The following is an 18,081-nucleotide window of genomic DNA, read 5'->3' on the forward strand; positions in this document are numbered from 1 at the left end:
CAAGATGCGTCGGTCGTATTCAACGACGAACCTGATGCCGCCTTGGGGAATGGCGGCCTCGGACGGCTGGCGGCCTGTTTCATGGGCTCACTCGCTACTCTTGGCTTCCGGCTTATGGTTACGACATCCGCTATGAGCATGGCTTTTTTCGAGCAGAGTTTTGTCGAAGGTCAGCAGGTCGAAAAAGCGGAAACCTGGTTAAACCAGCGCTTCGCCTTAGAGTTTGAGCGTCCCGAAGTCCGATACCGGATCGCCTTTGGCGGCTATGTTTCCCATCACGATGGGAAGGCGGAATGGCATCCCGCCGATACGGTTCTGGCCCAAGCATTTGATACGCCGGTAGTTGGTTGGAAGGGCGCGTGGGGCGACACTCTGCGCCTATGGTCAGCCCGGTCTTGTCAGAAGAACTTGTATTGAGGCGGGCAGGGGTGTTGCATAGCTTTTGCCCATGACCAGACCTGCCTCTTTCAAATACTTCAAAACCAGTCCCGATATCATCCGTCTTGCGGTAGTGCTGTACATCCGTTTCCCGCTCTCGCTTCGGAATGTCGAAGACTTGTTGCACGAGCGAGGCATCGACGTGAGGCACGAAACTGTCCGATATTGGTGGAACAGGTTTGGCCCGATGTTTGCTGCTGAGATCCGAAGAAAGCGTGCTCAGCAATTGAGAGCATACTCCAAATGGAAGTGGCACGCGGACGAGGTTTTCGTGAAGGTGAATGGTAAGCGGCTTTGTCTTTGGCGGGCCGTCGATCATGAGGGCGAAGTGCTGGAAGCAATCGTTACCAAACGTCGAAACAAGCAAGCAGCATTGAAATTCCTCAGGAAATCGATGAGGCGGCGCGGTAAAGCTGAAGAAGTAGTCACCGATCGCTTCGCGTCGTATCGAGCTGCGTTCAGAGAAATGGGCGCGCTCGAAACACAAAAGACGGGAAGGTGGCTCAACAACCGCGTCGAGAGTTCGCACCTGCCGTTTCGACGACGCGAACGCGCGATGCAACGTTTCAGGCGCATGCGAAGTCGACAGAAATTCGCCTTCGTCCATTTCTCCGTCTACAACCACTTCAACTAGGAAAGATCGCTGACCAGCCGAGACACCTTCAAGTTGACACGAAGCGCCGCTCTTAGCGAGTGGCGCGAACTTGGTGCTGGATAAAGGACAGCGTCACTGGCCTAATAGAGACGAGTTCGAATTCGTCTGACAGCACCCTTTTCATGGCGCTGCTCGCGAAAAGCTTTACGATATTGCCGACAGAAACCGATCCGAAAAGGATCAGGGATTGTACGCATGATCGACGCGTGCTGGTGTTCCTCGACATCGCAAAAAGCGGACGTCGCCGTTGATGCAGCATGGAAACCTGTGGCAATTGCAGCAAGGCTGCCGCATTCCTAGCAGACTTACACGAGTAAGGTTTTAGCGTAGGAACTGCTCAATCACGGCTGCTTGTTGCTTTTTACCATCCGGGTCTGCTTCGGTTTTCAGGCGAGTAAACGCCTCACCCCAGTTTGAAGTGCGAACGCGGATCGGCGGGTCAGAGGCTTCAATCACGCCCAAGACAACTGATGCCACTTGTTCCGAAGTTTGATAGTTATCGCTGCCATCCATTCGCGCCTGAGCGCCGCCAATATACTTCTGGAGAATAGGTAGATACTCATCCTCAAGCATCCCGCCCGTGGCCTCGACATGTTTCAGCACATTGGTCGCAAACTCGGATTGAATACCGCCCGGTTCAACTGTCGAGAAATGGATACCGAAATTGGGCGTGACGTAGCTGGCCAAAGCCTCAGTGTACCCCTCAACCGCGAACTTTGCGGCGCAGTAGATCTCGTTGAACGGCTGACCCACTAGGCCGCCTACGGATGAGATTGTGATGACGTGGCCCGAGCGTGCTGCGCGCATGTGTGGCATCACCGCTTTTGTGCAGCGCACGACGCCCATGAAATTCACATCCATGACCCAGGCGACCTCTTCTTCGCTGGCTTGTTCGGTTGTACGAATAAATCCGGCACCCGCATTGTTGATCAGCTTATCGATCCGCCCCTCGTTCGCGATGATCTGATCGACTGCGGCGTTTACGCTGGCGCTGTCTTGCACGTCCAGCTCAAGCACGTTGAAATTGACGCCAGCGTCAGAGGCGGCCGCATCCAAGATGCCGCGCTTGGCGAGGTTTCGCATAGTAGCGTAGACAGTATGGCCCGCATGGGCCGCTTGTACGGCGATTTGAACACCAAGGCCGGTTGACGTGCCGGTGATCAGAATGACTTTGGGCATAATGGAAGCTCCGAATATCAAATGAATTGCTTGCGGCAACGATCCGATGTGTCGGGGCGAAGGTCAACAGCGGGACTTTAAAACGCCCAAAGCCTCATCGAAGGTATTCACATTCTCTTCTGCGCGCGCGGTCAGATGCGCGCCTTCCAAAAGGGCCAGTATCGCGCGGGACTCCGAGATCGGATCGGTGATACCGGTGATTGATTTATCCTCTTGGCCAAGCTTCAGGATCTCTTCGATTTGGGTAACCATCATGGCGCGGAATTTTCTGATCTTTTGGATCACGTCATCCGAAAGGCTTTCACGGCTGCTGATGAGCGACACGCAGAGACACAAGGTTTTCCCGTCATTGAGTGCATCCCGGTAGAGGTCGATCAGGGCCAGCATTTGCTCGGCCCCGGTTTTGTGTTCTACCCGGATGCGGTTGCACTCTGCCTGCAGGGTCTCATGATAGCGATCCATGAGTGCCGCCGACAGCGCTGCTTTGGTCGGGAAATGATAGTGGATTGACGCCTTGCGAATACCCACCGCCTCTGCCAGATCGGCATAGCTGAACCCGTCAAACCCCCTCGCGCGCGCAGCGTGTTCGGCAACATCCAGAAGGGCAGTCTTGGTATCACTCGTCATACGTGCTCAAACCTTTTCCGTCATGATCAGGGCCAGCGCGTTTTCCGCAGACTCCAGGGCGCCTTCGATATAGCCCCCGAACTGTGGTGCAACTTCGGTCCCGCCAAAGATTAGACGGCCATCCCACAGACGGGTCATCGCATGGGGCAGCCCGTATTGCGGATGAGCGTATAACGGCTGTTGATCCGCTTCGATAGAGGTGAACGGGTCAAAGGCCCAATCTTTAACAAAGAGTGTCTTTGGCTCCGCAGCTTCGGCGCCGAACAGCCTGGACAGTTGCCCTTTGAGCAACTGCCGCAGCCGTTCTTCGTTGCTACGGGTGCCCGGGGGTAAGCCGATAAAGCCGAACAACGCGTAAGGTCCGCCCTCGGCAGGGGAGGCGTCGTGTACTTCCACCATCGGCCCCCTGCGGCTCATCGCGTGACCGGACAGCCCGGCCGTGCGCCAGAACGGGGTATCATAGACAGCGATGACTTTGGCCTGGCCGGCCATCCAAGTCGCGATCCCAGTCATTGCCGCTAAAGCTTCATCTGGTAAAGCAGGTGAGAACGCGATCTTGCTCGCAACGCGAGGAGGGAGGGCCAGTACGACTTCCTGAGCATGGATGACCTGCCCAGTTTGAGCGGTCGCGGTGATCCCAGACGCAGACTTCTCTAACCCGACGATAGGCGCGGATAAGATGAGCCGCTTCGGCGGTATCTCAGCGGCAAGCGCATCAGTGAGGGCGCCCAGACCACCTTTCAAGCGATACGATCCTTGCATCGAGGCAAACCCGCGATCGCGCTCGACCTGGCCGATCTCGTTTTCAAAGCTGAGAGCGCCTGTTGAATATTGTTCGAACCACTCCAGACCGAGCCGCTTTATTAACGCTGCAATACGCGGCTGCCCGGGCCAGAACCAGGCGGGACCCATGTCGAAGTACCCACCCTCCAGCCTTTCCGTCAAGATACGTCCGCCCGGTCGACCCCGCGCTTCGACCAGCAGGTAGTCATGGTTTCGTGCCTGTAGCTGTCGCGCAAGGCAGAGGCCAGAAAGGCCTGCGCCAATGATCAGAGTTTGCGTCTGCATCGCTCAGAACCCCTCAGATGCCGGGCGCAGGTCCAGCTCATGGGTCCAGGTGGATTGCGGTTGATGGGCTAACTGCCAGTAGGCCTCGGCAATCTCGTCCGGTTTCATCATCTTCGACGGATCCAGCGAGTGCAAATCCCGCGAGCGGGGTGTATCGATGATCCCGTCCAAAACGACGTGCGAGATATGTACGCCAGCCGGTTGATATTCACGTGCCAGCGATTGTGTCAGCCCGCGCAGGGCGAACTTAGCCGACGCAAAAGCGGAAAACCGTGGGCCGCCGCGCAGCGACGCTGTGGCCCCCGAAACGATCAGCGCGCCACCACCGCCGCGCACCATCGGTTGCAGAACACATTGCCCCAGCAGGACCAAAGATTGCACCATTGATGTCCACGTTCTCTGATAGTCTTCCAATGCGGTTTCGGGGAATGGCGCGATCACCAGCTCAGCCGTATTGTGTACCACGAACTTCGGCGGGCCATGCGTAGCGATCAATTCAGAAATCACTGGCGCAACCGCACTCGGATCGGACAGATCGACCTGATGAAACGGCGCGATCGTTTCCTGCGGCTGCGTCCGTCCAAGACCAATGGCCGTCATGCCACCTGCCTGAAACCGCGCGAGAAGGGACTGGCCAAGGCCAGCCCCCGCACCGGCGACAATCGCCAGAGGTTTCTTGCTACTCATGAATTAAACCACCGGTGGCTGTGCAAAGGGCAGGTGGCCAGTCTTCATCCAGACCTTCGCCCCGTCTGGGCCAGCCATAGCCGACAGCGCTTCACCCTCAGGCAGGCGTAGCCAGTCGTTCTTTTTCAGAACGTCACCGCCTGAGGTCAGAGATCCGCCAATCATTAACAGCTCGATACCACCCGGCGCATTCGAAGTAATCTCGGTGCCTGCATCAACATGGCTGTAAGTGACAACCTCGCGGTCATCCTTGTGCAGGGTCGCAGTGGCGACCCCGTTCACGGGTGCGGCCAGTTCGTCGGCCATGGTTTTGCGGAACTGATTGCGGTCCTCCATGTCGAACTGCCAGAGTTTGACGAAGATCGTGCAGCCGGGTTCTGAGCCGGGCGTGTGCCCGGTTGTGGGCGGATTGCGCACATAGGTGCCTTCCGGGAAATCGCCATGCTCATCCTGAAAGACGCCGTCCAGAACGATGAACTCTTCACCGCCTGTATGGGTGTGGGCCGAAAACTTGCTGCCTGGTGCATAGCGCACAATGGTGGTGGCGCGGGCGACTTCGCCACCAATTCGGTCCAGCATGCGCCGGTCCACACCCTTCATGGGCGAGGCCTGCCACTCAAGCTGATCAGAGTGAACAACGACACGCGAAGAGAAGTCCGAGTTGAGTTCCATGGGAGGGGTCCTTTCAACTTAAATGGCAGTTCTCGCTTAGCCGGCGATAGATGGACGGGCCGCCATCTTAGCACGCCAAGCTTGCAGGTTGGTCAGGGTTTCAGGAATTTCAACTTTGGCAAAATCGGCGAACGCCAATCCTGCAAAGGCGGTGATATCAGCCACCGAGAATGTGTCTCCGGCCAAGTATTCGTTTTCGGCCAATACCGCATCCAGATAGGCCATAGTGTTTCCGGCAACCTCTTTCTGTTTGTTGCCCCATTCGGCGCATTGATAGGTTTCCAGTTCCGGGCCGAGGCCAGGTGTGGCATGGTGGAAGTAGGTGCCGACCGCATTCAACAGACCGTTTTCCGCGCGCAGATTCATCATCGAGATTCGGGCGCGCTCTTGCGCAGTCACGCCGGTCAATGATGGGCCATCGAAGGTTGCATCGATATATTCTGTGATCGCGATGCATTGAGCGATGTGCGATCCATCTTCCAGTTCCAAACAAGGCACTGCGGCATCGGGGTTTTTGGCTTTGAACTCAGGGGTGCGATGTTCGCCGCCCATCACATCCACAGGGATGAATTCAACTTTGTCTGACGCGCCTTTTTCAGCCAGCGCAATACGAACACGGGCAGGGTTCGGGAACCCTTCGACATCATAAATCTTCATCTGAGTACCTCCGTCGGGGTTTGTACTTCATGTAATCTACCTATCAATAGGTAGATATTATTGCAAGCCTTTTTACGTCTTGTCAGATTGAATTGCTCTGATGGTCTTTTCAGAAGAACTTTGCTTGAGCGGGGTAGGGGTGTTGCGTAGCTTTTGCGCATGACCAGACCTGCCTCTTTCAAATACTTAAAAACCAGTCCCGAGATCATCCGCCTTTCGGTGATGCTGTACATCCGTTTCTCGCTCTCGCTTCGGAATGTCGAAGATCTGCTGCACGAGCGAGGTATCGATGTCAGCCACGAAACTGTCCGATATTGGTGGAACAGGTTTGGCCCGATGTTTGTTGCTGAGATAAGGCAGAAGCGTGTTCAGCAACTCCGAGCCTTTTCAAAATGGAAGTGGCACGTTGACGAGACTTTCGTGAATGTGAATGGCAAGCGGCATTACCTCTGGCGGGCCGTAGATCATGAGGGCGAAGTACTGGAGGCCGTTGTCACCAAACGCCGAAACAAAGCTGCAGCGCTGAAATTCATCTAGAAACTGATGAAGCGATATGGTTGCGCCGATGAGATCGTGACCGACTGTTTTGCATTCTATAAGGCTGCACTCAGACACTAGGGCGTGCTAAAAAACAAAGGACGGGCAGGTGGCTCAATAACCCCGTCGAGAACTCGCACCTTCCTTTCCGACGGCGTGAACGCGCCATGCAGCGTTTCAGGCGCATGCGAAGTCTACAGAAATTCGCCTCCGTCCGTTCCTCCGTTTACGACCACTTCAACAAGGAAAGATCGCTAGCCAGTCGAGACACCTTGAAGCTAACCCGCGCCGCCACACTTAGCGAGTGGCGTCAACTTTGTTCCGGATAGGTTCGCTGTTTCTGCGGTAAACTGAGACTGGTTCGAATTCGCCTGACTGCACCGTTGCAGTTATAAAACTGTTCCCCGAGTCGGGCGGTTGTTTTCGATATTGAACTTCATTCCGTCTAGCAATTCTTCAAGATCCGGGCGCGCAGCAGGGCCATTCGAAATGTCGACCAACATCAAACTGCCATCTGGCCGAATTCCGAATGCGCCGGGCTCTGCAAACAGTGTCGTTGTCTCAGCCTCTGAAAGAGGGGCCGACACGTAGAGGCCAAGTGATCGCATCTGCGTTTCGGTCAATCCAAAGCCCAAATTAAATGTCCAACCGAACTCTTCCTTGTCGGCCAAAGCCTTTTCTTTAGAGTCGGCAGAAACGACCACCACATCCATGACGCTGCTCCAATCAGCCAGCATGGCGTTCAATTTATTGAGAAATCGCTTGCATCTGGGACAGTGACGCCCGCGATAGACGAAAAGCATCGTCCATCGATCTTTGGGCCGACCAATCTCTATTTCGCCACCGCAGACATCAAAAACACTGATCTGCTCGACGGGAGCATTCACTTTGGGTTTTTGCGACATGTCAGCTTCCTTTTTTTATTAAGAGAGAAACTCGAACACAAGCTTAGCTTCAAGTGTCTGCCTTTAAACTTGAATGTACTTTATTCACCCAACCAAGCTTGGCAGTGTTAGTGAAATCGCGGGTACAAAAGTGATAATCATTAATGCGAAGAGAATTGCCAAGTAGAAGGGCCATATTGTTCGCACGGCTTTCTCCATTGGCAATTTACCCACGGCGCAACCGACAAACAGGCAGGATCCGACCGGTGGTGTGCACAATCCTAATCCCAAATTCACGAGCAAGATCATCCCGAATTGCAGCGGATCAATCCCAAGGCTGTTGGCAACGGGTAGAAAAATGGGTGTGCAGATCAGAATTAGAGCTGCCATATCCATAATCATTCCAAGCAACAACAAAACCGCATTTACCATCAGCAGGATGAGTATCGGATTTTCTGTCAACCCAGTAAGCAGATCTACGGTTCTGCCCGGAACTCTGTAAAAGGTCAGCATGTAGGCAAACGCACCAGCGCATGCGATTAATATCATTACCATCGCCGTCGTGCGCACAGCAGAAGAGACGGCAATACAAAAGTTTTCCCACGTTATGCTTCTGTAGACGATCAGAGTGACCACAAATGCGTAAATGGCCCCAAAAGCTCCGGACTCCGTAACGGTGAAAATACCCGACAACACACCGCCGACGATAATCACAGCCGTCAAAAGTCCTGGAATTGCACTGAAGAAGCTCACTACGAGCGCTGACCAACCCGGGAAAGTCTCAGCTTGATAACCTCTGCGCACCGCTACAAGGTACGCCGCCACAGCAAGGCAAAGGCACATTAAAACTCCTGGAACAACGCCCGCAAGAAACAGCTTCGAGATCGATATTCCACCCCCGGCTGCGATCGCGAAAATGATCATATTGTGACTGGGTGGAATAATTATACCGGCAATCGAGGACGTAACGGTCACGTTTACGGCGTAATCTGCATCGTAACCTTTCTCTTTCATCACAGGAACCAAGATAGACCCTAGTGCGGAAATGTCTGCGATGGCCGATCCTGAAATCCCCCCAAAAAGCATCGAAGAAAACACGTTCACAATTCCCAAGCCGCCGCGCACGGCCCCGACAGCGGCTGAAGCAAACCTGACGAGACGCATGGCTATCCCGCCGTGGAACATCAGTTCACCCGCAAAAATGAAGAACGGGATCGCCATCAACGAGAATACATTGATCCCGGAGACGATCCGCTGAAATCCGATCATCAAGGGTAAGCCTTCGAACCAAAATGCCGAAATGGCCGCTATTCCAAGCGCGAATGCTATAGGCGTTCCGATCAGAACGCAGAGGGCGAACACGCCAAGCAACAGAAGTATTCCCATCATTCGCCTCTATTCGATGCTGTCATTGCGCTCGTCAAAACCGACATAGAGGCGGATTAGATGACCAACGGAAAAGAGTAATATGAGTCCTCCGCCAATTGTGAGAGGCAATGAACGCAAGCCTTCGGGGACTTGAATCAATGGGATTAGCGATCCCCACTTAAAGATCGTAAGTCGAGCTCCGAACCACAGCATCAAAGCGCCGAACCCAGCCATAAGCACGTCTGTGCAGATAACCAAAATGGTCCTCACACGTGGAGGAACCGCAGAACGCACGAGAGACACGGACAAGTGCGTGTTATCGTGTACACCTACTGCCGCACCGAGAAACGCAATTGTCATGACGAGAAGCAAGGCGACTTGCTCGACCCAGGTCGGCGTCGCATTCAGAACATAGCGACCAAATACTAGCCATCCGAATATGACCGTGATGACAACCAGTGCGACACCGGTCAAAACCCGGCACACGTCGGCGATCCAATCCATGATCTGGATCATCTTGCGCACAGATGTCGGGGGCAGGGAAGTATAACTCATTGGCTCACAACTCTTGATCAGGCGTCCGGACCCGCATGTGCGGGACCGGACAATATCAGACCCAAAGTAGCTAAATCAGTCCGTCGCCTGGATAGTCTCGACAAGCGGGCGTAAATCGGGGTTCGTAGCAAAGTAGGCTTCGTAAACCGGGCCCATAGCCGCTTGGAACGGGGCTTTGTCTGCCACTTCATTCACGACCACACCAGCTTCTTCGACGGCTGTGCGGCTGGCTGCTTCGCGCTCGGCCCACAATTGCCGCTGAAGTTTTGCAGATTCCTGAGCTGCCTCTCGAACCGCGGCCTGCATCTCAGGTGAAAGTGCGTTGAACGTGTCGGTATTAATGCAGATACATTCGGGTATGATCAGGTGCTGAGACAGCGAATAGAAACCTGCAACTTCGAAGTGGCCAGTTGACTCGTACGATGGCCAGTTGTTTTCGGCACCATCGACGACACCGGTTTTCAGGGCCTGATAAACTTCGGCAAACGCCATTGGCGATGGGTTGCCACCAAGCTCAGAAATCATGCCTGTAAACAGGTCGTTGTTCATGACCCGAACTTTCATTCCCTCAACATCGGCAGGTGCGTTGATTGCCTTTGTTCCGTTGTAGAAGGAGCGAGCGCCAGCGTCATACCACGCAAGAGGTGTCAAGCCTTTGGCTGCCATACCTGCCGCAATTGCCTCGCCACCCTCGCTGTCCAAGACGCGGAACATGTGCGGGACGTCTTTGAATATAAAGGGCAACGATACAACATTGGCCTCGGCGACAATCGGGCCAATTGGGCCCAGGTTAAAGTTGCCGACTTCCAATGCGCCTGCGCGGACCTGTTCAACCGCGTCGGGCTGACTGCCCAGCGTGCCCCCATGGAACATTTGAAGGCTGATTTCACCGCCAGTTTTTTCCGTAACGAGTTCTGCGAATTTGTCCATCGCGATGGTGTTTGGGTAACCATCCACGTGGATATTCCACCCGCGCCAATCCTCTGCGAAGGATGCGCTCCCGGTAATTGCGACCACGGTCGCGGCACTCATCAGCGTTTTAGTCAGTTTGATATTCATAATTTCCTCCCTAGAAAACAGACAGTTGACTCGATGCCCGGCGAAGGCCGGTTATGAAAAGAGCAGGCCTCCGTTGATGTCGATGTTCGCGCCCGTAATGAAAGCAGCGGCGTCTGAGGCCAGATAGGCGACCAGATTGGCGACATCCTCAGATGTGCCTTCGCGTTTAAGCGGCGTGGCGCCGGCCACGTTGGTCCGCACTTCGCTTTTTGTGAAGACATTGTGAAAATCGGTGTCGATCATGCCCGGGCAAACCGAATTTACCCGGATGTCCGGCCCCAGTTCTTTGGCCAATCCACGCGTCATCGTCATGACCGCACCCTTCGAGGCCGCATAGGCGACCGCGCCTGGGCCGCCCCCGTCACGCCCCGCCTGACTCGCAAACCCGACGATCGCGCCGCCTTTTTTCATATGCGGCAACACGGCCTGAACAGTGCGAGCAAAAGAAGTGGTGTTCAGGTCCATGACATGGCACCAATGTTCCATATCCATCTCAGACAGGGTCTTCCGGGCCAGCAATCCGCCGGTCACGTGGGCAAGAATGTCGATCCGAGGTCCGAATGTCGCGATAGTCTCCGAGATCAGCCTTTCCACATCTGCACCGGAGGTCATGTCGCCCTGTATGGCAATCGCCTTACCTCCGGCAGCCGTTATTTCCTGAACCGCCGATTCCGCACCCGAAGATGAGCTGTGATAGTTGATCGCGATCGACGCTCCAGCCTTGGCCAGTTTCATGACGCAGGCGCGGCCAATGTCCCGTCCGCCGCCGGTTACGATCGCAACCTTCCCTGCCAGTTCCATGTTCGGGCCAATCTGTTCAGCGTTCAATTCGGTCATTTTCTTGCCCCCTTGGCTCCCCGGTCATCCAGTCAGTGCGCCCGTTTTGGTCTTTGAGCCTTAACGAGCATTCAGCCGTGTTGCCTATTGTAGTCGACTAGGATACTAGTATTGTCAACAAATTTGTTTGGGAGCCACAAAAGGCTTCGCACGGCCCGTGCTAAATGGATTGGCTGGAGATACATTGAGGAGTATCGGAGGGAGAGGCCTAGTGGCCCAGAATGCCGCCGGTGTTGGTCACGCGCAGAAAAAGGCAGGAAATGCAAAGTATTACGGATAAAATCGAGCGGCGCACAACCACTGACATCGTATATGAGAGTTTGTACGAGGCGATCGTTTCACTGGAAATTCTGCCGGGAACAAAACTGTCCGAAGCAGATATTGCAAAAAAGTTCGAAGTGTCGAGGCAGCCGGTCCGCGATGCTTTCAACAGGCTTGAGGCGCAGGATTTGCTGCTGATCCGACCACAGAAAGCCACGCGGGTACGTAGTTTTTCCATGGAACGGATCGGTCATGCGCGCTTTGTTCGCCTCTCGGTCGAGTTGGAAGTGGTGCGCGCTGCATGTCGGAACTGGAAGCCCGAATATTCGAAGCTGCTGGGGGGCAATCTCAAGCAGCAGAAAGACGTCGTTTCAAGGAACGAAGCCGAAAAGTTCCATCAGCTCGACTACGACTTTCACCGGCTGATTTGTGAGTTGAGCGGCAACCCACTGGCCTTCAATACGATTCAGGAATGCAAAAGAAAGATCGATCGCCTGTGCGTTTTGAGCCTAGGGCGCGAGAGCGAGGCCGACATTCTGGTTCGGGATCATGTTGAGCTGGCAAAAGCGCTAGCAGACCGCGACGAGGCGACTGCAACCGAGACGATACGCCGTCATTTGGGCCGCATCGACAAGACCATCGAGGAGGTTCACTCGAAACATGCCGAGTATTTCGAATAAATTGAACGCCGCCAACTGAATAAGGACCTCGCATTATGACCAAGAGCTATCCGATTGTATCACCTGCCTCAGGTGTCACGCGCCAGGTTTTGGCGGATAATGAAGACCTCATGATGGTTTCATTCCGGTTTGAAGAAGGTGCCGAAGGCGTGTTGCACGACCATCCGCATGTGCAGTCGACATTTGTGCGGTCCGGGCGGTTCAACTTTGTCATCGGAGATCAGGAGCGAGCGTTGGAACCCGGTGACAGCCTGATTATTCCGTCCGGTGTAAGCCATGGTTGTGTTTGCCTGGCTGCCGGAGAGTTGATCGACTGCTTCACGCCCAGGCGGGACGATTTTCTGTAAGGCGTTTTCCGTCCGCGCCATGACCTTTGGCCACGTTCTGCGCATTGAGGCAGGGTAGTCTATTTTCGGTGGGTCGGGCAGGGCGACGCCATATTCTGCATTAGAAATAGGATCAATGACGGGCGACGCCGCAGCTCAGGTTAGGAATTGCGTATCTCGCGGGCTGATCCGATGCCGAGGATCAGGTCGGCGCATCGTTCGCCCAGCATCATGGCAGGTGCGTTTGTATTGCCGGCGTTGATGTCGGGCACGGCTGACATGTCGCACACCCGCAAGCTCTCGATTCCGCGCACGCGCATCCTGGCGTCCAGCACGGCCATTCCGTCGCCGTCCCGGCCCATTTTGGCAGTGCCCGCCGGGTGATAGTTGGTTTTTACGAATCGCTTGCAATGTGCTCGTAGCGTCTGGTCGTCGTCCGCTGTGGGAATGACGATTTCGCGAACCCTTTGAGCAAGCGGGCCCGACGTGAATGCCCGGCGAAAGAACCGCTGCCCCCGGATCATCTCTTGCATGTCGTCTTCATGCTTCAGAAGGTTTGGCGAGACCACTGGCATGGCGTGAGGATCGGCCGAGCGAAGCCGGACCTCTCCGCGTGATTTCGGTTTTACCACGACGGTCGTAACGGTCAGGCCAAAGTCATCCTGCACCTCGTCCAGAGCGTCGCGATCCAGATAAACAATTGGCACGCAAAAAGCTTGAATGGTCGGTTCTCCATCAGGAATCGATGGATTGACAAACGCGCCGGCTTCGACTCCGGCGGAAGTCACCGGTCCGCTGCCGAACAGTTTGAACTGGATGCCGTTGCGAAGCATCCGCCAGCCCTCACCTTGTTTGAAGTATCCGTAGGGACCGTTGGCAAAGGCGGTAATTGGAACTTCGGGGTGGTCGATCAGGTTCTGGCCAACCCCAGGCAATGGGCAGATCACGGGAATACCGTGATCGGCAAGATGTGCATCAGGTCCGATGCCTGATAGCATTAGGATTTTTGGCGTCACCAGAGCGCCCGCCGCAACGACAACTTCACCATCGCACCGGACCGTGTGGGCTCCGCGTTTGTCTCGATACTGCACGCCGACGGCCTTATCGTTTTCGATGATGACTTTGTTGACCGTTGCGCCAAGCTGGATGGTCAAGTTCGGGTTCGTCTCGAGAGGGGCGAGAAAAGCATAGGCCGACGAACTGCGCTTACCGGCGCGATTGGTGAACTGATAGAACCCGACACCGCGCTGCGTTGCGCCGTTGAAATCCGTGTTGAATGGTTCGCCAAGGGCCTGGACCGACTGAACGAACCAACGTGACATGTCGTCGATATGCCCCGGATCCGAGACCTGCACCGGACCGTTGCTGCCATGCAGGTCATTGTGAAGCCTGTTATTGTCTTCCATTCTACGGAAGTAGGGCAGCACATCATCCCATCCCCAGCCGACCCCGTCGTTGGTCTGTCGTAGCAGGTCGTCCCACGCGTCATAATCAGAAGGGCGGCCGCGCATATAGACCTGGGCATTCACAGACGACCCGCCACCCAGCACGTTGGCCTGCGGAATGTCATGCACGCGACCGTCCAGGTGGTCCTGCGGTTCGGTCTGGTGGTAGGTCATGAACTTGGACCCGTTGATCATCTTGAAGATACCCGGCGGCATGTCCAGCAACGGATGGCGGTGCGAATGCCCGGCCTCCAGCACCAGAACCCTGCACTTGCCCTGGTTGACCAGTCGCGCTGCAGCGGCTGCGCCGGCAGAGCCGCCGCCGATGACGATATGATCGAAGGTTTCCGTCATGAGTTCGCCTTCAGGCCCGGCGTTTGGGTTCGCTGATCGAGTCGCGCTCCACCAGTTCGCATTCAAGCTTCACGAGAGGGTGTCGCTGACCATCCGTCGGACCGTGGAACAACTGTTCGATGACCCAGCGTCCCATCGCCCTAGTTGGAAGGATCATCGAGGTCAGGGGGGGCGACAGGTGTCGCGCGGTTTCGTCATCGTCAAATCCGATGACCGAGATGTCTTCGGGGATGGATAGGCCAAGTTCCTTGAGCGCCTCATAGCAGCCGATTGCCATTCGGTCATTCTGACAGAAAATGGCGGTTGGCGGAGAGGGCAGGTCCATCAATTCGCGCGTGGCAGCATAGCCTGCGCTGGGCAGCCAGTTGCCCTCGATGACCAAATCCTCGTCAAATGGGATGTCGGCGGAAGCAAGGGCGTTTCTGTACCCGGTCGTTCGCCCTGCGGCGCATTCCATGAACGGCTCGCCGGTGATGGTGGCGATTCGTTTGTGCCCCGCCTTGATCAGGGCGTTGGTCGCCGTATGTCCAGCAGCGACTTCGCCGGGGATCACCGCAGGAAAAGAGAGGTCGTCGCAAAAGCAGTTCAGCAGCAGAACCGGGGTTGCGGTCTGCCTGAGTATTTCCGGAACGACCACCCGCCGGGTGAAAACGGTTGCGTAAATGATGCCCGCAACCTGTTGGTCGAGGAAATACCTAAGCGTTCTGGGTTCGACCTCGGGGTCGTTTTGGGTTTCTGCCAGCAATACAAGATTTCCCGTGTCCCGAACGGCCTGTTTCACGCCATTAAACGCGTTTACCATTTCGGGGCTCGACGCCAGATCGTCCACGACAAAAGCGATGGTGCCGTCTAACGCCGAGGGTCGAGGCGCGCTGTCCTGGGGTTTCCTGAGTTGAGAGGGCATGGCGTATCCAAGCGTGTTGGCGGCATTCAGGACTCTTTGCTTTGTGTCCTCGGAGATTTTGACGGAATCGTTCTTGTTTAGAACCAGCGATACTGTCGTCTGTGAGCACCCGGCGACGCGTGCAATATCATGCATCGTTATGCGCTGCCGGCCCGCGACTCGTCCCACGCCCCTGTGCTGCCCGGCCTTGTTCGCTTGATCATTCATTGCTCAACCTTTTTGTTCGCTTCCTTTTTATCGACTATACGGGGGGCGCGCAACTAATATTAGTGAATAGTAATTAATATTAGTGTTGACGAAATAATATTATTAGTGTTTTGATCGACGGTGCGGTCGCCAATGTGGTCTGACCGAGTAAGCGCGGGAGGCGAAATTGCGGTCTGTAGTGGGGGAGTTGGGTCAGGTGGTTCGGCATTCGATGTTCATCGATGGCCGCTTTACCGACTCTGACGCGGACACGGTTGGTGTCGAGAACCCTGCAAATGAAGAGATCTTTGCGCAAGTTCCAGATGGCGGTGCCGCTCATGCGGATGCGGCCGTCGAGGCGGCCCATCGTGCTTTTGGCTCGTGGTCCTCGCGCCCGGCGATCGAGCGGGCGCGACTGGTTCAGCGGTTGGCCGAGGCCATCCGGATTGACGCCGGGCGTCTGGCCGCTCTGATCACGGTCGAGCAGGGCAAGCCGATCACGCAGGCCCGAAGTGAAGTTGATGCCGCTGTTACCTTTCTTTGCCATGCGGCTGAAGAGGCCCGGAGGATTTCGGGTGACATAGTGGCATCGGACAACAAGTCCGAGGAAATCCAGATCCGGCGTCATCCTTATGGCGTTGTTGTTGCGTTGACGGCCTGGAACTATCCGCTGGCATTGGCCGCCAGGAAAGTCGGGCCTGCGCTGGTCGCGGGCAATACTGTTGTTCTGTTGGGGCACGAAATCACACCGCTGTCCGGTCTCGCGATCGCCGAGCTTGCCGAAAAGGTCGGGTTTCCGGCCGGTGTTCTGAATGTTCTGACAGGCAAGGGGCCGGTGGTAGGGCAGCGGTTGGTCGAACACCCCGATACCTCGCTGATCACAATGACCGGCAGCACACGAGCCGGTAAAGAGATTTTTCGCGCCGCGGCCGACCGGATCAAGGTTGTCCGGCTCGAGCTTGGCGGTAAGGCTCCGTTCATCGTGATGGAGGATGCGGATATTGACGCTGCTGTTTCGGCCGCCATTGCCGCCCGGTTTGCCAATTGCGGCCAGATTTGCACCTGCAACGAGCGTATGTATCTACATCGCGGCATTGCGGATCAGTTTCTTGAAAAATTCGTGTCTGCGGCCCGCGCTTTGTCGATCGGGGATCCGATGGAGGACTGCGATCTGGGTCCCAAAGTCAGCAAGGCCGAGGTGTCCAAGGTCGACGAAATCATCAAGCGCAGCATCACGGAAGGTGCCACGGTCCATCTGGAAGGCGGGCCCCTGTTGGACAGCGCGCACCGCAAAGGACACTGGATGTCCCCGACGGTTCTTGAGGTCTCAGACAACGGCAATGCCGCTATGCAAGAGGAGGTCTTTGGCCCTGTGGCGACAGCCATGCGAGTCGAAGATTTTGATCAGGCGATAGAATTTGCGAATGACACATCATTCGGGCTGTCTGCCTATCTCTTTACGGGATCGCACCGGCGATTGATGGAGGCCCCGAGCCGTTTGAAGTTCGGCGAATTGTACCTGAACCGCTCCAATGGTGAGGCCGTACAGGGATTTCACACCGGTTGGGGTTTGTCCGGGGTTGGGGGCGAAGACGGCGCGTATGGCTTCGATGGCTATCTGAGGAAACAGACGACTTACATGAATTGGGCATGACCTGAGAACTCGCGGTCAAAACGGAGGCGACCGCACCAATGGAGGAGGAATAACCATGAAACGCAGAACTCTTTTGATCTCGACGGTTGTCGCGGGTGCGCTGTTGGGCACCACGGTGATCGCGCAGGATCTGCCACCGCTTGAGCAGAAGGATCGCTACAAGGTCGGCTTTGCGCAGATGGAATCGAACAACCCGTGGCGCATTGCCGAAACGAAATCTTTCCATGACACAGCCGAGGCCTGTGGCTGGGATCTGATCGCGACGGATGCGGCCGGATCTGCGGCAAAGCAGGTTGCGGATGTGGACAGCATGATCGCCCAAGGCATCGACGTTCTGTTCCTGCCCCCGCGGGAAGAAAAGCCGTTGATCCCAGCCGTTATGAAGGCCCGTGCAGCGGGAATCCCGACCTTTTTGGTGGACCGCTCGGTTGATCCGGCCGTTGCCAAGCCGGGCGAGCATTTTGTGGCGTTCCTTGGGTCGGATTTTATTGATCAGGGCAACCGGGCCGCACAGTGGCTGATGGAGAATTTCGACGGCGACAATGGCGTCATCGTCCAGTTGGAGGGCACGACTGGTTCTTCACCTGCAAATGACCGCAAAAAAGGTTTCGACGACGCGATTGCAGCGGATGACCGCTTTGAAATCGTGGCTTCTCAGACCGGTGACTTTGCGCGCGACCTGGGTCGTCAGGTGATGGAAACCCTGCTGCAGGCGCACCCCGATGTGAACGTGGTCTACGCCCACAATGACGAGATGGCAATCGGTGCGATCCAGGCTCTGGAACTGGCCGGCCGCAAGCCCGGCGAGGACGTGACCATCGTTTCGATCGACGGGACACGCGATGCACTTCAGGCTATTATCGATGGCAAGATGGGGGTGACGGTGGAAAGCTCACCCTTCTTCGGCCCTCTGGCTTGTGAAGTCATGAAAAAATACGCAGCTGGCGAGGCGATCCCGGAATGGGTGAAAGTCGAAGATCGCATCTTTACCAAGGACAATGCGGCCGATCACATCGACGAAGCCTATTGATTCTCCCTGGTGGGTGGT

The 18,081-nt window shown here is 55.8% G+C and carries 17 protein-coding genes and 3 pseudogenes; 7 read left to right on the forward strand and 13 right to left on the reverse strand.

Going from position 1 to position 18,081, the window contains the following annotated elements; translation table 11 throughout:
• Positions 1 to 9 precede the first annotated feature (9 nt).
• Positions 10 to 417, forward strand: a pseudogene (locus ACR0AH_RS00345) (glycogen/starch/alpha-glucan phosphorylase); the annotation flags it as partial.
• Positions 418 to 448: 31 nt separating this feature from the next.
• Positions 449 to 1,156, forward strand: a pseudogene (locus ACR0AH_RS00350) (IS6 family transposase).
• Between the two features lie 258 nt (positions 1,157 to 1,414).
• On the opposite strand, the gene ACR0AH_RS00355 reads toward ACR0AH_RS00350, so the two are convergent.
• The 6 genes from ACR0AH_RS00355 to ACR0AH_RS00380 form a co-directional block, all read right to left on the reverse strand.
• The gene (locus ACR0AH_RS00355; protein WP_170733476.1) at positions 1,415 to 2,272 is read right to left on the reverse strand and encodes an SDR family oxidoreductase; all 858 of its coding nucleotides are present in this window, start codon (positions 2,270 to 2,272) and stop codon (positions 1,415 to 1,417) included.
• 63 nt (positions 2,273 to 2,335) lie between these two features.
• Complete coding sequence (locus ACR0AH_RS00360; protein ID WP_170399724.1) at positions 2,336 to 2,899, reverse strand: TetR/AcrR family transcriptional regulator; 564 nt, start codon at positions 2,897 to 2,899, stop codon at positions 2,336 to 2,338.
• Positions 2,900 to 2,905: 6 nt separating this feature from the next.
• Positions 2,906 to 3,967 (reverse strand): flavin monoamine oxidase family protein, encoded by a 1,062-nt coding sequence (locus ACR0AH_RS00365; RefSeq protein WP_480589808.1) that lies wholly within the window; start codon positions 3,965 to 3,967, stop codon positions 2,906 to 2,908.
• Positions 3,968 to 3,970: 3 nt separating this feature from the next.
• On the reverse strand, positions 3,971 to 4,654 hold the full coding sequence (locus ACR0AH_RS00370; protein ID WP_170399731.1) for an SDR family NAD(P)-dependent oxidoreductase: 684 nt from the start codon (positions 4,652 to 4,654) through the stop codon (positions 3,971 to 3,973).
• 3 nt (positions 4,655 to 4,657) lie between these two features.
• A complete protein-coding gene (locus tag ACR0AH_RS00375) occupies positions 4,658 to 5,326 on the reverse strand; it encodes a cupin domain-containing protein (protein ID WP_170399734.1) in 669 nt (222 codons plus the stop codon).
• A 36-nt stretch (positions 5,327 to 5,362) separates the two neighbouring features.
• Positions 5,363 to 5,983 (reverse strand): glutathione S-transferase family protein, encoded by a 621-nt coding sequence (locus tag ACR0AH_RS00380; protein WP_480589810.1) that lies wholly within the window; start codon positions 5,981 to 5,983, stop codon positions 5,363 to 5,365.
• A gap of 159 nt (positions 5,984 to 6,142) precedes the next feature.
• On the opposite strand from ACR0AH_RS00380, the pseudogene ACR0AH_RS00385 reads away from it, so the two are divergent.
• Positions 6,143 to 6,849: pseudogene (locus ACR0AH_RS00385) on the forward strand (IS6 family transposase).
• A gap of 60 nt (positions 6,850 to 6,909) precedes the next feature.
• On the opposite strand, the gene ACR0AH_RS00390 reads toward ACR0AH_RS00385, so the two are convergent.
• From ACR0AH_RS00390 to ACR0AH_RS00410, 5 genes are all read right to left on the reverse strand, one after another.
• Positions 6,910 to 7,425: a redoxin domain-containing protein gene (locus tag ACR0AH_RS00390; RefSeq protein ID WP_170733474.1), complete on the reverse strand. Its 516-nt coding sequence runs from the start codon at positions 7,423 to 7,425 to the stop codon at positions 6,910 to 6,912.
• 84 nt (positions 7,426 to 7,509) lie between these two features.
• Positions 7,510 to 8,790, reverse strand: coding sequence for a TRAP transporter large permease (locus ACR0AH_RS00395; protein WP_480590829.1), 1,281 nt, complete (start codon positions 8,788 to 8,790; stop codon positions 7,510 to 7,512).
• A gap of 9 nt (positions 8,791 to 8,799) precedes the next feature.
• Positions 8,800 to 9,327, reverse strand: coding sequence for a TRAP transporter small permease (locus tag ACR0AH_RS00400; RefSeq protein ID WP_480589812.1), 528 nt, complete (start codon positions 9,325 to 9,327; stop codon positions 8,800 to 8,802).
• 75 nt (positions 9,328 to 9,402) lie between these two features.
• The gene (locus tag ACR0AH_RS00405; RefSeq protein WP_170512686.1) at positions 9,403 to 10,386 is read right to left on the reverse strand and encodes a TRAP transporter substrate-binding protein; all 984 of its coding nucleotides are present in this window, start codon (positions 10,384 to 10,386) and stop codon (positions 9,403 to 9,405) included.
• A gap of 51 nt (positions 10,387 to 10,437) precedes the next feature.
• Complete coding sequence (locus ACR0AH_RS00410; RefSeq protein ID WP_480438726.1) at positions 10,438 to 11,223, reverse strand: SDR family NAD(P)-dependent oxidoreductase; 786 nt, start codon at positions 11,221 to 11,223, stop codon at positions 10,438 to 10,440.
• A gap of 260 nt (positions 11,224 to 11,483) precedes the next feature.
• Between ACR0AH_RS00410 and ACR0AH_RS00415 the strand changes: the two genes are divergently transcribed.
• Both ACR0AH_RS00415 and ACR0AH_RS00420 read left to right on the forward strand, forming a co-directional pair.
• A complete protein-coding gene (locus ACR0AH_RS00415; RefSeq protein WP_170733473.1) occupies positions 11,484 to 12,164 on the forward strand; it encodes a GntR family transcriptional regulator in 681 nt (226 codons plus the stop codon).
• 35 nt (positions 12,165 to 12,199) lie between these two features.
• Complete coding sequence (locus ACR0AH_RS00420; RefSeq protein WP_170396125.1) at positions 12,200 to 12,511, forward strand: cupin domain-containing protein; 312 nt, start codon at positions 12,200 to 12,202, stop codon at positions 12,509 to 12,511.
• Between the two features lie 140 nt (positions 12,512 to 12,651).
• Here the strand turns inward: ACR0AH_RS00420 and ACR0AH_RS00425 are convergent, their stop codons facing one another.
• Together ACR0AH_RS00425 and ACR0AH_RS00430 are read right to left on the reverse strand one after the other, a co-directional pair.
• Complete coding sequence (locus ACR0AH_RS00425; RefSeq protein WP_480589815.1) at positions 12,652 to 14,289, reverse strand: GMC family oxidoreductase; 1,638 nt, start codon at positions 14,287 to 14,289, stop codon at positions 12,652 to 12,654.
• A 10-nt stretch (positions 14,290 to 14,299) separates the two neighbouring features.
• A complete protein-coding gene (locus ACR0AH_RS00430; RefSeq protein WP_480589818.1) occupies positions 14,300 to 15,328 on the reverse strand; it encodes a LacI family DNA-binding transcriptional regulator in 1,029 nt (342 codons plus the stop codon).
• Between the two features lie 238 nt (positions 15,329 to 15,566).
• Here ACR0AH_RS00430 and ACR0AH_RS00435 point away from each other — a divergent pair, with 238 nt between their 5' ends.
• Both ACR0AH_RS00435 and ACR0AH_RS00440 read left to right on the forward strand, forming a co-directional pair.
• On the forward strand, positions 15,567 to 17,033 hold the full coding sequence (locus ACR0AH_RS00435) for an aldehyde dehydrogenase family protein (protein ID WP_480459264.1): 1,467 nt from the start codon (positions 15,567 to 15,569) through the stop codon (positions 17,031 to 17,033).
• Between the two features lie 55 nt (positions 17,034 to 17,088).
• The gene (locus ACR0AH_RS00440) at positions 17,089 to 18,063 is read left to right on the forward strand and encodes an ABC transporter substrate-binding protein (protein ID WP_170396129.1); all 975 of its coding nucleotides are present in this window, start codon (positions 17,089 to 17,091) and stop codon (positions 18,061 to 18,063) included.
• Positions 18,064 to 18,081: the final 18 nt, after the last annotated feature.

The organism is Ruegeria sp. AM5 (assembly GCF_056540645.1).